At 48.6% G+C, this 15,676-nt stretch carries 12 protein-coding genes; 7 read left to right on the top strand and 5 right to left on the bottom strand.

The features are described from left to right. Positions 1–37 precede the first annotated feature (37 nt). Together argF and WC980_09915 are read left to right on the top strand one after the other, a co-directional pair. Positions 38–958, top strand: a complete 921-nt coding sequence (gene argF / locus WC980_09910) for an ornithine carbamoyltransferase (GenBank protein MFA5795361.1) — start codon at positions 38–40, stop codon at positions 956–958. A gap of 27 nt (positions 959–985) precedes the next feature. Then, positions 986–1,510 carry a hypothetical protein gene (locus WC980_09915; protein ID MFA5795362.1) on the top strand — a complete coding sequence of 175 codons (525 nt, stop codon included), beginning with the start codon at positions 986–988 and terminating at the stop codon, positions 1,508–1,510. Between the two features lie 57 nt (positions 1,511–1,567). Here WC980_09915 and WC980_09920 read toward each other — a convergent pair whose 3' ends face one another. Continuing rightward, positions 1,568–4,465 (bottom strand): GspE/PulE family protein, encoded by a 2,898-nt coding sequence (locus WC980_09920; protein MFA5795363.1) that lies wholly within the window; start codon positions 4,463–4,465, stop codon positions 1,568–1,570. 149 nt (positions 4,466–4,614) lie between these two features. Next, positions 4,615–5,604: an HD domain-containing phosphohydrolase gene (locus tag WC980_09925; GenBank protein ID MFA5795364.1), complete on the bottom strand. Its 990-nt coding sequence runs from the start codon at positions 5,602–5,604 to the stop codon at positions 4,615–4,617. A 161-nt stretch (positions 5,605–5,765) separates the two neighbouring features. On the opposite strand from WC980_09925, the gene WC980_09930 reads away from it, so the two are divergent. The 5 genes from WC980_09930 (at position 5,766) to WC980_09950 (ending at position 12,200) form a co-directional block, all read left to right on the top strand. Further along, the gene (locus WC980_09930) at positions 5,766–6,371 is read left to right on the top strand and encodes a phospholipase D-like domain-containing protein (protein MFA5795365.1); all 606 of its coding nucleotides are present in this window, start codon (positions 5,766–5,768) and stop codon (positions 6,369–6,371) included. 411 nt (positions 6,372–6,782) lie between these two features. After that, a complete protein-coding gene (locus WC980_09935; GenBank protein MFA5795366.1) occupies positions 6,783–9,419 on the top strand; it encodes a fibronectin type III domain-containing protein in 2,637 nt (878 codons plus the stop codon). Then, positions 9,416–10,831: a hypothetical protein gene (locus WC980_09940; GenBank protein ID MFA5795367.1), complete on the top strand. Its 1,416-nt coding sequence runs from the start codon at positions 9,416–9,418 to the stop codon at positions 10,829–10,831. The genes WC980_09935 and WC980_09940 overlap by 4 nt, the downstream gene beginning before the upstream one ends. After that, positions 10,831–11,421 carry a hypothetical protein gene (locus tag WC980_09945; GenBank protein MFA5795368.1) on the top strand — a complete coding sequence of 197 codons (591 nt, stop codon included), beginning with the start codon at positions 10,831–10,833 and terminating at the stop codon, positions 11,419–11,421. The genes WC980_09940 and WC980_09945 overlap by 1 nt, the downstream gene beginning before the upstream one ends. A 35-nt stretch (positions 11,422–11,456) precedes the next feature. After that, positions 11,457–12,200 (top strand): hypothetical protein, encoded by a 744-nt coding sequence (locus tag WC980_09950; protein ID MFA5795369.1) that lies wholly within the window; start codon positions 11,457–11,459, stop codon positions 12,198–12,200. A gap of 333 nt (positions 12,201–12,533) precedes the next feature. Here the strand turns inward: WC980_09950 and WC980_09955 are convergent, their stop codons facing one another. From WC980_09955 to WC980_09965, 3 genes are all read right to left on the bottom strand, one after another. Further along, complete coding sequence (locus WC980_09955; GenBank protein ID MFA5795370.1) at positions 12,534–13,727, bottom strand: hypothetical protein; 1,194 nt, start codon at positions 13,725–13,727, stop codon at positions 12,534–12,536. A gap of 110 nt (positions 13,728–13,837) precedes the next feature. Further along, entirely contained in the window at positions 13,838–14,506 is a 669-nt protein-coding gene (locus WC980_09960) for a hypothetical protein (protein ID MFA5795371.1), read from the bottom strand. A 317-nt stretch (positions 14,507–14,823) separates the two neighbouring features. After that, complete coding sequence (locus tag WC980_09965; protein MFA5795372.1) at positions 14,824–15,069, bottom strand: hypothetical protein; 246 nt, start codon at positions 15,067–15,069, stop codon at positions 14,824–14,826. Positions 15,070–15,676: the final 607 nt, after the last annotated feature.

A 15,676-nucleotide genomic window follows, 5' to 3' on the forward strand; every position in this document is an offset into this window, starting at 1 on the left:
TTATTTGAGTGATTTATAATTCAGAAAGGAAGATTGTATGAAGTTAAAAACCAAACACCTGTTGTCGATTAACGATCTTTCCGGTTCGGAGATTATGGGCATAATGAAGATGAGCCAGTCGATAAAGAAGGCCAAGAAGCATCCCCAACCGCTCAAAGGCATGGCCCTGGGTATGATATTCCAGAAGCCCTCGACCCGGACCCGGGTGTCATTCGAGGTGGGCATGTTCCAGCTGGGCGGCCACGCCTTGTATCTTTCATCCAACGACATCCAGCTCAAGCGCGGCGAGACCATCCCGGACACGGCCCGGACCCTGTCCCGCTACGTGGACGGAATCATTGCCCGGGTGTTCGCGCACCAGGACGTGGTCGACCTGGCCCGCTACGGCTCGGTGCCGGTCATTAACGCCCTGAGCGATTACGAGCATCCCTGCCAGACGCTGGCCGATTTACTGACCATATACGAAAAACGCAAGACGCTTAAAAACCTAAAAATAACCTACGTCGGCGACGGCAACAACGTGGCCCATTCGCTGATGCTTGGCGCGGTCAAGGTCGGTTCGCACGTGGCGGTGGCCACGCCCAAAGGCTACGAACCGCACCGGGAAATAGTCCGCCTGACCATCGATGAAGCGAAGAAGACCAAGGTTAATGTTACTGTCACCAACGACCCGGTCGAAGCCGCTAAAGACGCCGATGTCATTTACACCGATGTCTGGGCCAGCATGGGGCAGGAGTCCGAACACGAAAAACGCGTCCAGATATTCAAGCCCTATCAGATTAATCGCGCGTTATTGAGCCACGCCCGGAAAGACGTCCTGGTAATGCACTGCTTGCCGGCCCATCGCGGCGAGGAAATCACCGAAGACGTCCTGGAAGGCAAGCATTCCGTGGTTTGGGACGAGGCGGAAAACAGGCTTCATACCCAAAAGGCCGTGATGTGGCTGTTGATGAAGTAGTTTATTAAACCGGATAAGAACGGGCAGATGAAAAAACGCAAGTATCATAAACGTCCCAAGACCTGGAAGCCGCGGTCTAAAGCGGTGGAGCCTTCGGTCAAAGACCCGACCTGCCGCCACGACATTTCCTTTGACCCCGATGTGCCGTACCTGGCTATGACCAGCCCGGACAGCGGGTGCCTGCATTATAACGGCAAAGAGACTAACAACCTGTCCCGGCACATCTGCTGGTTATTACGGGGCATAAACGAAGAGGCTAACGACTACCGCGGGACAAAGGACCATATTTACATAAACCGGTATCAGGTAGCCAAGATGTGCGGTTGGCGTAAAAGCATCTACCCCAGCCGTATGGACAAATCTATGGAGAAGCGGGCCGACCAGGCTATACGCGACCTTGACCGTCATCTCCAGGCCGTCGGCCTGCCGGCAATCGGACGGCACGAAGACCGCAAAGGTTATCCCTGCCCGATTGAAATCAAGAATATCGCCATCGAATACCCGCTATCCATCAATCAGATAGAAGATGATGACGATGACGGCGCTACGTAGAGCGTAGTGGCCTTGCTCTAACCCTTTTCCCATTTCCCTTACCCGTGGCCGGACCACTTACTTGATGCACACGGCCATGACTTCGTGCAGGGTGGTAAAGCCCTTGATGACTTTTTCTATGCCGTCCTGTTTCAAAGTGACCATGCCTTCCTTGGTAGCCAGTTCCATAAGGTCCGATGCCTTGGGTTTTTTATGAATCATCGCCTTGGTCGCGTCGGTCTGGACCAGCAGTTCGTGGATGCCCATCCGGCCGCGATAGCCGCGGTTGGTGCACTTTTTACAGCCGCCTTCTTTGGCCCGGAAGAACATCAGGTCATTGGTATATTTGAACTTGCTGTCGAATAAAGCGGTATTCCCGTATTCGTCTCTTAAGACGTCGAATTCCTTTTTGGTCGGATGGTATTCTTCTTTGCAGTCCGGGCAAAGGGTCAACACCAGGCGCTGGGCCAGGATGCCCAGGAGCGCGTCGGCGAAGGAGAACGGGTCGATGCCCATATCCAGCAGGCGGGTAACCGTTTCCGGGGCGTTGTTGGTATGGAGCGTGCTTAAGACCAGATGCCCGGTGAGCGATGCCTCGACGCCGGTGGCAGTGGTTTCCAAGTCGCGCATTTCACCGACCATGATAATGTCCGGGTCGCACCTGAGGAAGGCCTTCATGGCTCGCTCGAAGGTCAGCCCGATTTTGGGAAGTGTCTGCACCTGCCGGAGCTGGTACTGGGTTATTTCCACCGGGTCTTCGGCCGTCCATATCTTCATATCCGGCGTGTTGACCGAGCCCAGCGCCGAATGCAGGGTGGTTGTCTTTCCCGAACCGGTTGGGCCGACCACCAGGCACAGGCCGTACGGTTTGTCCATTATGGCCCTGAAGTTCTTGTAATTATTCTCGCTCAGGCCCATCTTATCCAGGGGCAGCGGCTTGCCGGCGGCTAAAATCCTCATGACGATGTCTTCGTTGCCGCCCACCGTGGGCAGAACGGCGACACGCAGTTCGATGTCCAGCTTGCCGTAGTTCTTGAATTTTATCTTGCCGTCCTGGGGCATCCGTCGTTCGGAGATGTCCAGGTTGCACATAATTTTTATGCGCGACGACAGGGCGTTCTTGTAATGGCGCGGCACCTTCATTATTTCCTGGAGCGAACCGTCCACCCGGAACCTGATAATCGTGTCGGTATCGGTGTAGGGTTCGATGTGGATATCCGACGCCTTGCGGGCGAATGCCTGCTCTATTATCTGGTTGACCAGCCGGACGATGGCCGAATCGTCTTCCTTTAGCTCTTCCTTGCCTTCGGCTTCTTTGGCTTCCTTGTCGACCTCCTGTTTCAGCTCGCCCAGGATATCGCTGACATCCTCGGTGCCGACGACTGAACTGCTGGCAACGCCGTAGAAAAGGTCGATGATGTTTATGATGTCGTCTTTGGTGCTGACGCAGAACTTTAAATGGGCCGATTTGAACCGAATCTGGATGTTGTCGCGCTTGACGATATCCTTGGGGTCTTCCATGGCAATCAGGACGTCATCGTCCTTCTTCTCCACCGGCACCCAGATTTCGTTCTTGAGCGTTTCCAGGGTCAGGTTCTGGATTAAATCCACCGGGATGGGCATCTCCTTGTTAAAGCCGATGAACTCCGTCCGGAAATACTGTTCATAGCACCGGCCGATGGACTGGCTGGATATGCCGTAGTCGTGGGTTAAAACGGATTCGGGCGAATCGTTGGTCTCCCGGGCTTTTTTCAGGACGGCCTCGAGTTTCTCCGGGGAAATAAGGTTGGCCGAGACCAGCGAATCGTACTTGCTGCGCTTACCGACCACTTTCACCTGACGGCTCATGGCGATGCCCAGCGTCGTGGCTATTTCACGGGCGATTTCTATGTCCTTGTCCGAAAAAGGCAGCCCGTCTTTCCGGCTGATCAATTCCAGCACGCCGTTAACCGCTCCGCCGAATATCAACGGCATGGCGATGATGCCTTTGGTTTTTTTCTTGTATTTCTCGTCCCAGCGCTTGTCGAACCTTAACTCCGTGCTTATCTTTACCAGCTCGGCCTCGTTATAGGCGTTGATGACCGAAACCATCTTGTTGTTCTTGGCGGCGAAACCGGCGATGCTGTTGTTGTCCATGGGAATCTTGATTTCCTCCATATTATCCTGGAGCCGCCATTTGGACGTCAACTCGTTGGTCGTTTTATCGAGTATGTATATGGAAATGCCGTCCACCTCGAAAAGCGCCTGCAACTCCTGGGTGATGGCCGGCAGAACTTCCTCAATATGGACCGCCGAATGGATTTTATCGGTGACCTTCTTGAGTTTCTTGTGGTAGTTGATTTCGTGCATGCTGTCTTCGAAGGACTTTATCTTGTACAGGTCCGGCGCCAGCGCCTCGGCTACGTCCTGGAGCATCTGGGCGTCCTTGTCCGAGAACCCCTCCTTGGCGTCCGGCCCTTTCTTGTTGATGGACTGGATAACGCCCTGGATTTTGCCCTTGAACATTACCGGCAGGGCGATGACCTGCTTGGTGTGGTAGCCGGTTTTCTGGTCCCAGGAGCGGTCGAAAAACAGGTCCGCGTATTTCTGCTGAAGTTCGTTCAGGTCATAGGCGTCCTTGATATTGACCACCTTGGTATTCTTGGCCACATAGCCGGCGATGCTTTCATTGCTGATGGGGACGAAAATCTCCTTGACCTCGGCGCCGTCCATTATCCGGGAACTGATGATATTGCGGATGGAATCGGTCACGTAAATCGTTATCCGGTCGGCGTTGATGGCTTCCTTGACCCGGGCTGAAGTCTGGATTAAAAGGTCGTTCAGGTTATCGGCCATGCGTATGGTCTGGGATACGTCCTTCATCTGCTGGGCCGAAGTGGTCGCGGCGGTCGAGGCGGCCGGTGGAGTGGTGGCTGTTGATTTTGCGGTCTGTTTTGGAGTCGGGCTGTCTGCCTCTTTTCTCGCGAATAAACCCATAACAACCTCCTTTAATTAAAAGCTTGCGGGCATTTTTGTCGCCTGTATTTTCGGATAAAGCGTATCAAAAACGGTTTATAAAGGCAAGTATCTTTTAACAACAAAAACGGATAAATAAGAGTAGCAGTCTAAATAATCTAAAAGGTATTCTAACCGGGCGCCGGTTCTTGTTGTTTCACCACTTCAAAAAATGCATCGACGACTTTGGGGTCGAACTGGCTGCCTGAATTCTGCCTGATGGTGTTCAGGGCTATATGCGGAGTGAGGGCCTCGCGGTAAGGCCGGGTCGATGCTATGGCGTCGTAGGCGTCGGCCACGGCGATAATCCGGGCGCCGATGGGGATTTTGTCTCCGGCCAGCCCGCTCGGATAACCATGGCCGTCAAACCATTCGTGGTGATGCCGTATCAGCGGCTCCTCGGCCCGGAACAGCTTGAGCTGCTCCATCATCATGCTGCCCAGCACCGGGTGCATCTTGACGTCGGCCCATTCCTGGGGCGTCAGTTTGTCGTCTTTCATCAGTATCGCGTCGCTCAGGCTGATTTTGCCGATATCGTGCATCAGTCCGGCGCAGTTTATCACCTCGACCACGTCATCGGGCATAAACATCGCCTTGGCTATCAGGCTGGAATACTCAGCCACGCGCGAACAATGGTTTTTCAGATATTTATTCCTGGCCTCGGTCAGCTGGATGATTATCCGCAATATGCCCACGTAACTTTCCCGCAACATATGCGAGGTGTCCGAATTGTATTCCGGCCTGGCCCTGAGCCTGGGATTAAGCACCTTGGTCACCACCTGCCGGATCTGGGTAAGGTTGAACGGCTTGGCCAGCACATCAACGGCGCCCTTGTCCAGCGCCCCGATGATTTTATCGTGCGTGGCGGAAGCGCCCATCATCACGATCGGCTGATGGGGATTCCTTTTCTTTATCAAGGCCAGCGTGCTCAGCCCGTCCATCGCCGGCATCACTAAATCGCAGAACACCAGGTCAAAACGCTCCCGGGCCAGCATCTCGACTCCCTCAATACCGATTTCCGCCTGATGCACCTCATAATCAAGCTTGCCCAGGAAGGCAACCAGCAAGCTCCTGGCATCCGGTACATTGTCTATGACGAGTATTTTCTGTTTCTGTGCCATAAAAATATAGCAGCATCATAATATGTATAGACTGGGTAAAAAGTCAACATAAAGCGTATAAAACCCTGGTTTTATTGGCATAAGCGGGTGATAAAAGAAAACGTCCCTAATAAGAAATAACGGTAAAGCAAACCCGCTATCTGTCCGATACTATATTTATAATGTCTCCACGTAAATTGTTCTTTTTAGGATATATCGGGATCTTTCTTCTGGTCGCATGCTTTGTCGTTTTGTATTGGCACGACATCAGGCAGCACCAACAGCTCACCATCGCGCTGGAAAACTCTTCATTAACGCCCCATATCAGCGTTTATTTTTCGCCTAAGGGCGGCGCCATCGAAGCCGTAATAAAAGAGATAAAATCGGCCGGGAAATCAATAAAGGTCCAGGTGCGTTCGCTGGCTTCCGAGCCGGTTACCGACGCCCTGATAGATGCCGCCAACAGGGGCGTAGCCGTTGAGATTATCTTCAGCAGCAAAATCCAGGATCCCGGGCGCTATTCCGGCGCCAAACTGTTCCGCGGCAGTAATATTCCGGCGCTGGTTGATTCCGAATACACCCTCGCCCATAAAAAAATAATGATTATAGACGAACTGACCGTGATAACGGGAAATTTACAATTCACCACCGGTACCGAAGAACTGATGATAATAAAAAACGACCCAGATATAACCCAAAAATATATCGCCAACTACACCGACCATTTCCATCGTGCCAAGGAATATAAAGCGGACAGTAAACACGTCCTGCCGGGTGCCGCGCACTAACTTTAATGCCAACCGCTGATTTGGGCGGGCCTACCCCTGCCCGAGGCAGGCGGGCGACTTTTTCAGGCGGGATTTTTCTTGACTAACCCGTTCTGGCTTTTTACACTTATCACCGGCCCTGAAGCTCCCATTTCTTAAATGCTGCTGCAACTTCGGATCGGCGTGCTTCCCATCATGCCATCCACTTCAGGGCCACTTAATTTCCCAGCGCTCCCGACCCTATAGTCCATAGTTTATACAGGAGGCTTAACTCTCTCCTGTTACTTATCTTATGTGTAGCCAAATAAATTGACATTATTCCCGATATTTTATTGACAATGTTTTCTTATAATGTATAGTCCCGTCTATTAGACCTTATGAAAAATGCAGTAGTCAAATCAAGAATCAGTTATCCTAATAAAAGGAGGATGTATGAGCAAGCTGAAAGGTATTTTAGTAGCCATATTGTTGATTGGAATTATAGGAGTTAGTTACAGCGCTTCCGAAAAACCAAAAGGCAATCACTACATACCTCCGCCCAAGGTCAAAACCGGCTCTTCGGCCGACAAATCCCTGACCGCATTAAGCGCTATATTATCCGGCTGGACTTATGAAGTCACCGGCCCAAACGGCTCTGCCAGCGTAGTGGTGCAAAACCTAGGCGACGTGGTCTACTTCGAACTCGACGCCACCGCGCCGGATTATGTCTATGGCAATATCCTGGGTTTATACGATACAACTAAACTCAGAGCTGTCAGCATCGAGGAAAATCCAGCCACCTGGGGATTCTGGACCTGGTGGACAACCGCCACCACAAATCCCGCATACGGCGGAGGCGGCAATAATTATTATTATGATTATATAGAGAATACTGCTATCAGTAATACGGGTTCGGCATGGGCTGATGCCTGGACCCAACCACCCTACAACGGCGGCGGACCGGTCGGATCCATAGAGCCGGGCTACGGCGCATCGCTTGACCCAAACGGAGCCGATTACCAGTCTCTGATTGCTAAGGGAATAAGCAATATTACCAATCTCGGCGCTATCCGCTTATACACCTCGACCTATGCCGGCGGCATGTATGGGTCGGTTCCGTTAAGGCTGGGGTTCCAAGTGATTTCTACATCCAACGCCGTATTCGACCTAATTTGGGACACTAACACCGCATATAACTGGCATGCGTCGCATCTGACTGATTATTTAAGGTCAAGCGTAACCATGACCCGGCCCCAAGCCACACCCAATGCCCCATCTAATTTAGTCGCAACGCCGAAATCTACATCGGAGATTCACCTAGATTGGCAAGATAATTCAGATGATGAACAAGGATTTATCATAGAACGCAAAATCGGTTTATATGGAACTTATGCAGAAGTGATATTTGTTAATCCCGTTGTCAGTCCCTCTGCGCCATCAATGATTCGTATCCCAAATTTTAACCTTTCGCCTGATACAACCTATTATTACCGCGCGAAGACTTATAACGAGAATGGTCGTAGTGGATATTCTAATGAAGTAAATGCTACTACTTTTCTATTATCCCCCTCTGATTTAACGGCCACGGCTGTTTCTATCTCTCAAATAAATCTATCTTGGATGGATAACTCTCAAACTGAAGAAGGATTTATAATAGAGCGATGGAACGGCTCAGGTTTTATCCAGATTGCGACAGTTGGCCCGAACATAGTTGCTTTCTCCGATGCAAATCTCGAGCCACAAACATGGTATGGATACCGCGTAAAAGCCTATCGGCAAAGCAATTATAGTTTCCCTTCCGAACCAGTTGGAATCGAAACTCATGCAATCAGCGCAGAATATTTGACAGATTTGGTCACTCAATACTATCAGCAAGGATTGATAACTAATGAGGGAATTTCGGGGACTTACAATTCTATCATCTCGCAACTTTCAGCGGCTCAAGACTCAGCCGCAAGAGGCAATCTGACGGCGTATGCCAATCAACTTAGCGCACTGGGCAATCACATCATAGCTCAAACAGGAACACACATCGAAACTAATGCCGGACTGGCATTAGTTCCTTTGATTCAAGCGTCCCAACAAGTTGGGGTAGAAATAAAACGGTGGGGCGGTGGTATAAGAGCGGATATGCCCTCTCTTAGCACTCCCTCTCCTTATCATCCAGAATGTTTTACAATGACCTATGTAGCAACTATTTCACCAACCGGCGTAAGCGGGACTTATTCTTGGACAGTCAGCCCAACTGACTCCAGCAAAGTAAAGGTTACTGGCACATTAACAGGTCAAACTACTTCGGGTACACCACCACCGCCCGCTATTCAAGTGCACGCCATAACAAACACGGATAACATAGATATAATCTTTGTCTTTACGCCAACCGATGGTACGGCTGTTTTAACCACTCACTCCGCTCAGGTAGTCCGTACACAAGTCATACCCGAAGTGAGTGTTGATTTAATTGGACAACCCATACCAGCTACCCCTACTAATAATTCAGTTGCAACTTCTGTTAAGCTCGATGTGGGAGGAAGCGCGACTATTAATACCAACCATGATGAGACCACGAGTAGTTGGGAACTTGGTCTCCTTGAAAATGTGATATCATGGACAATTATAGCCTATTACGGCACTACACCAGACATATTTAGTATTCCACAAGATAAATTACCTTTACTGGATCATCTCACTTCCTGTGTTCCTGAGTATCTCTCAAGTGAAGCATTTACTCCGACGGGTAAAACACAAATGGCAGTACTCTCTGATAACCCACACACCAGGGAATACCCCTTACAAAAAGACAATACCCGGCTAACGAAAATAAAATACTATATTGATATTATTAAGTGGGAGATTGCACGAAATACTTCTACTGGTGAAATTAGATATCTGTGGTGGAAGGAATTTATAATTGATTATGATGTTGAATATGACCAAAACGGTAAAGGGACAGTCACGAGAGATGATACAACACGGCCGCCAAGGCGAGGCGAAGGGAAAGGCACTTGGCCTAATACCAAAATACCTGTGCTAGGCCCGCCTCTAGCAAATGACATCGCAGAAGATATAATAAAAGGGGGAAGTAAATGAAAAATAAAAACTTTAACATAATCTCGGTTGTTGTCATTGCCTTTTTGATTATTACTATAATCGGATGCCAGGAAAGTTATGCTAAACTTGAAAATAAATCCCAGCGTAACTTCACTACATTTGCCAACAAGGGCGAGGACGATTTCCTTTTGCTCAGATGTCTCTGGCAGGACATAGACGACTGCATAGAAGAATCAGAATTCTGCGCCATTGCTAAGGTAATAATAACCAAAGATGAGCCCTGTCTATCATGGAATGGGAGCCCAGTTCTTGTCCCGTTAAAAAAGATAACGAAACCGAATATTCCTAATGACACCCCCAAGGAAAAATCAGAAGAAATACTCAAAAAATATATGCAGGAACTCGCTGAATGTCCCATGCTGGAGGTTTATCCCCGTAGTCTTTTCAAAAGAGAAGGCAAATTAATAATCCAATCTGTTATCTACGGAAACCCGGAAACAAAAGAAATATCCTTCTCATATTTGTATAATGATATGGATATTGATCTTCATCATAGTCCGTGGTCATTTGTCCGATCTCGTTACGACTATCCCGGACTTGCCCACTTCCTTTACAGCGAGCCGACTTCAATTATTCTTGGCAAGGGAAAAGGTAAAGATGCCAAAATTCTAAACGCTATTGGCGAATCACTGGGGCTTATCTCACCCGAAGCAATAAAGATATGGAAAGAAACTGTTAAAGCCCCGATACCGACATTTGATGAAATAATGAAAGAATGGAAGCCTACGGAAAACCAACCGTATATGTCGTATAATGAGCAGTTAAAAGCCATTGAAATACGCCAGCAGGACTGGTTGCTTAATTCCAATAATCAGGACTTGTTGCTTTTATCATTTGTCAGGAGTCTGCATTGGTATTATCTCCGGGCAAATAATAAAGGTATGGCATTTAAAACATTTGAAGATGCGAAAGGGTCCGGTTTAAACAAGGCCATTGATCTGGTTGACACTCTGGCTAATAAAGGCATAGACACACCTGAACGACGGTTCTTGGCCTATGGCATAGCTCTTTTTATGCTCCATGAGTTCAGCGAAGAAAACAAGTTTTATAGTCAACATACTATTCCATTGCTGGCTCAACTGAATGACAATCAGAAGCAGGTATTGATTGATATAGCCAGCCAGAAGTTCTCACAGATTACTAACCCCAAGGAAGGAATCAAGTATATGCGGTTAATCAGTCTTTTTATTGACGATTTATCCTTGGGCGGGCCATTTAGCCCGTTTAAGGAGATTAGAGACAAAGAATCCATATTGTTTAATCGTGCCCCAGCATTGAAAGATAAACTCCAATCTATTGCCCTTACTTTTTCTGAACGTTTCAAGAATAACCCAGATTACCCCGAATGGACTAAGTGGGTTAATAAAATCTTCCCGGCAGAAAAGAAGTAATGAAAATTTACATTATAATCTTTATTGTAATGAGTTTAATATTTGTTTCTTTGCCGGCCTGCAAAACAACTGAATCAAATGGGTCAATAGCGCTTAGTAAACAAATAAACCAGATTTTAGATAAAACAAACACAGAAGAATTCTGGTTGAAAGTAGACCGCGTTTATACAGATATAGATGAGAATATCACAAACACAAATATCTTAAACACAAAAGAAGCCGAGTTTTTGATAGAACACAAAGAGATTTCTTTTCCCTTAATCTTTGAGAGATTTAATCAGTTAGAAGCCAGTGGAAAAATTGAAGAGTCAAGAGAGAATCGCCTGTATGATATAATATTATCTTTATATTTTCTGATATTTAAAGAAACCAAAAGCATAGAGTCAATTCCATATTTGAGTAGATATCTAAGCAGAATCGACTATAAGCTTTATAGTTCTATTAAACCTCTATCAGTTGATATTGCGGAGGATGCCGCAAAAGCAATTACAGATGGACAGGTGGTAGGAGTAGGGGTATCAACAAAGGATACAGCAACGGAGCTTCAAAAATGGTACGAGGAGTACAAGAAGAAAACCCAGCCTAAATAACCCAAGGGTAGCCAGAATCAATAAGAAGGTTTAAGATGAGGAACGTTACCTTTTCATTACTAGGGCTTTTGATTATTTCATTGGCGCTTCCACTGCTTTTCGCCGGAAATGACTTGAGCGAGAAAGACAGGATAATCTCTGCCATCAAGAATGAATCAACCATTGCCAAAGAGACCACTCGCATTAAAGAAATAAGAAACGAGCAAATTAACGCATTACTTGAAGTGGTTAATGACTATCAACGAAGCGTTGTCGAAAACCGACCAAATCGCCGGTCCGTTCCATCCGAGGCAGCGATTCTCTTATTGGGCGACCTCAGGGCCGTTGAGGCCGTGGAGCCATTAATCAGCTTTATGTGTTTCCTCATTGATGACGAGACATCGACAGGCGTATTTGGCCTTGATTATCAATTGGCGATGGAATCTCTTCAATCAGCGGTTTACGATGCTTTAACCAAGATAGGTAAACCGACCATAAAACCACTCATTGATTTACTGCGCAATGGCACAAATAGAATACATTTCCGCCACACCTTAACAGAAGATGGCAAAAAAGACCTGATAGAAGCCGAGAAGAAATTCAGCATGAAAGATGGAAGCAGTAACGGAGAAAAAGCAAGGTTTGCAAGAAAATCATTATATCTGATTGAAGGCGACTGCGCCGTTCATTATCTGGAACGGGCATATAACGCCGAAACCGACCAGAAGAAAAAGGACAATCTATCCGAGCAGATAACCAAGTTCAAGGAAGAAGTCAAATCCGGGGCTTATAAAAAATAACCCCAAGGGCGCTGACGATTCAGCGCCCTTTCGCAAACTCATTCAATATACCCTTTCAGCCAAATATTGATACTCGTAAACACTCCGTTCTCTTAGTGCCACTAGGAACAAAGTGACGTAGAGGCACTTAGATCCCTGAGCGCCAGCGAATGGGATAAGTAGCCTACTCGATATAACCACGCAGCCAAATATTCGTACTACAAAACTGACCGCTTTTTGTAATCATCACCCTTATCTGTCGCCCGCCATCCACCGCCAGTGTCGCCTCTCTTAGAGCCAGTTAGAGCATAGCGAGTTACTGGCTCTTAGACCCCGATGAATATCGGGGCATGTCTACTCTATATAACCTTTTACCCATAAGTTTACAGATGTAAATTGCCCACTCTTAGTAATCATCACCTTGATTTGTCTAAGTGCGTCTACTGCTAACGTCGCTTCTTTATAAGCGTTGTTGTTCATATTAGCAATGTTTTGCCATATAAAGTGTATGGTTGAATTCCCATAATCAGAACCGGACCTTCTGCCAAGCACGGTCAGTATCTGCTCCATACCGACCGGCACGCTCATAGCGTTTAACTGCATCTCCACAATCACCGCCTGTGCCGTGGCCGGTATCACCGCCGACAGGTCCACCAATTGGTCTATGTCGGTCATCGAGTTCTCGGAGAAAACCAAGGGTTGCGTGGGCATCAGCGTCAACTGCATCCCGCCCGCACCGCCGGTGGGCGGAGCTATCCAGTTAAACTTGCCCGAAGCCGCATCGAACGACAGGATTTGCCCGTCCGTGGGCAGGGCGATATTGTAGAGCAGTTCGTGGTTGATGGAGCTCAGCGCAATCTTGGCCCAGTCTACCGACCTATCCTGCAATTTGGCATTTGTAATCTGCGAATCTGCAATTTTCCCCGTGGTAACTTGTAAATCACCTATCTCATCCGTGTTAATCTGTGGCGAAATGGGTCTGGTCAGCGGCGTAAACGACAGCTTGGTTGGCGTGACGGCTCCGTCCTTGATTTTGGCCGTCTCGACCGCATTGGTTGCCAGCTCAGCGGCGGTGATGGCGCTGTCGGCAATCTTATCCGTGTTGACGGCGGAGTCGGCGATTTCCGCGGTGCTGACCGCCGGAGTAATCGGTCTGGCCACGGACGGGGGAGTGAATGACAGTTTTGCCTGGCTGATGGTGGCGTTGGCTATTTTATCGCCGGTGACGGCGCCGGAGGCGAGTTTCTCATTGGTAACGGCCCGGTCGGCAATGCGTGAGGCCGATACTGCGCCTTCGGCAATCTTAGCCGTGGTCACGGCTCCGGCGGCAATCTTTTCGGCCCGGACTATGCCGTCCCTGATTTTTGAGCCGGTCACGGCATTATCGGCCAGTTTCGAGCCGGTAACTGCTCCGGTGGCCAGTTTTTCGGTCGTTACAGCGTTTCCTGCAAGGCGTGAGGCCGATACTGCGCCTTCTGCAATCTTTGCCGTGGTCACCGCATTGGCGGCGATATTTTCGGTCTTTACCTCGCCCGGTAATAGTGTCATAAAATTCCCCCTTTCTACCACGAAAACACGAAATTGCCAAGACACGAAGTTGTTTCGCGCCTTCTGGGTTTCGTGCCTTCGTGGTAAATTTAATTTTCTACCTGCTGATTCTACGAAATCACCACCTTTATTGAGTTGGACCATTGGCCTGAATTGGCCGGGGTGGTCAGGTTGACCCAGCGGAAAAATCCCCAGAAAGTTTCGCCGACGTTTCCCGGTCCGCAATGGACGATAAACTGCGCCTTTTTGGAGACTAGGGCGTTTTTGCAGTCCTCCGGTTTTTCCGGCGGCATTTCGCCCTTAGGCACCCAGGTGTATTTGACCTCAATCCCGTCGGCCAGCGGATGTTTGCTGTAGCGGGTGGCATCGGTCGTGACTTGGCAACGGACCTTGATGTCGCCGCCGCCGATGGCATTCAGGGAAACCACCGGGAGGGTCTCAATCTGTCCCCTGGGCGTCGGCTCCAGGTCGCGGGGCGGAATGCCCATTTCTATGCGCTCGTCCCGGGTAATCAACGAGTTATACCTGAGCCAGGCGTTGACGAACACCTGGATTTCCTTCTCATAGGTCTTGCGCATCTGGCGGTGCCGGTCAACGTCGCCGGCGGTCCGGTCCTTCTTTTCCTGGGCCTTGGCATAGAGCGGCTCATAGGCGGCCCGGCGGGCGGTCAGGTCCGCCACCGGGGTCGGCGGGATGCCCCAGGCCACCGCGTTGGTCACCACCTTGTTGACCACCTTGCCCTGGAAGTTGTAAAAGTTGTCATCGTTCATTTTTGGCATAATTCACCATCCTTTCTTCATATTCTTGCCATACCTTGAGGTTTCGAGTCGCGCCCTTGAAGTCTCTGGTTGCGCCCTTGAGGTTTCGGGTTGCGCCCTTGAGGTTTCGGGTCGCGCCCTTGAGGTTTCGGGTCGCGCCCTTGAGGTCTCGAGTTGCGCCCTTGAAGTCTCGGGTCGCGCCCTTGAGGTCTCGGGTTGCTATCTCAAGACCACGGGCTATACACTATAGGGTACGATTTGTAAGGTAGAGGTGATTTTCGATATGCCGAAACATCTCCTGAGAGGTCCCCGCCGACGGCGGGAACAAGCGTCTTGGATTAGACGATTCTTTTCTCGTCTGCCATGCTGGTTGCCTGGACCAGGACGAAGCGGTATTCCTTACCGCTGTTCAGGATAACCTCCTTTCTAGCGTCCTTCATTATTCTGACATTCACGTGCAATTCGCCGAAACCGGGGTGCTCCAGGATATCCATAAACAGGGTATTGAGTTTGGTCTGAGCCGGGGCCAGGTTAAGCCACTTGCCGTTGGCCGCATTGCCAGTTCCGGGGTTTGAATCAACCATAGTTTTGCGTCACCCCCTTTCTCTTAGAGCCAGTTAGGGATTCCGACCTGAAAGGGCGGAAGACCTTTACTGGGTCTTAGACCCCGTCGTATGACGGGGTTACAACATTTTAAATCCCGCTTATTCCAGCGGGATAAACAATAATAAATCAGGTGTTCCTATAACTCTGTGTCACCGAGCCTTTAAGTGGCTTCTAAACCAATAATAGAAAATAATATATATCACGATAATTAAACTTAATATGGGGATTCCTAATTCTATTAGATAATCTTTGTTGGATAAATAAATTAATGCCACTATATCAAAAAGCAAAATAATTAAAGGTATCAATGTTAATAATAAAACGGCTTTAGGTTTCCCATGTATTTGGGGGTTCTCAATTTCTGGATACACATATTTAAGGTCATTTCTCAAATGTTTTAATTTATTGCCATACACTTCAAAGTAAAACCAATGATTTAATTGAGCAAATGAAAGTATAGTGTTCAACGTCAGCGCATTTGAGACAAAGGAATGAAGGGGAATAAGTTGCAGATATCAAGGAGTTTTGGGGGGAGAAAACTCCTTGAAAAATCGACTCGACTCCGATAATATCTTTTACGGAAGG

Source organism: Candidatus Brocadiia bacterium (assembly GCA_041658285.1).
Lineage (GTDB): Bacteria > Planctomycetota > MHYJ01 > JACQXL01 > JACQXL01 > JBBAAP01.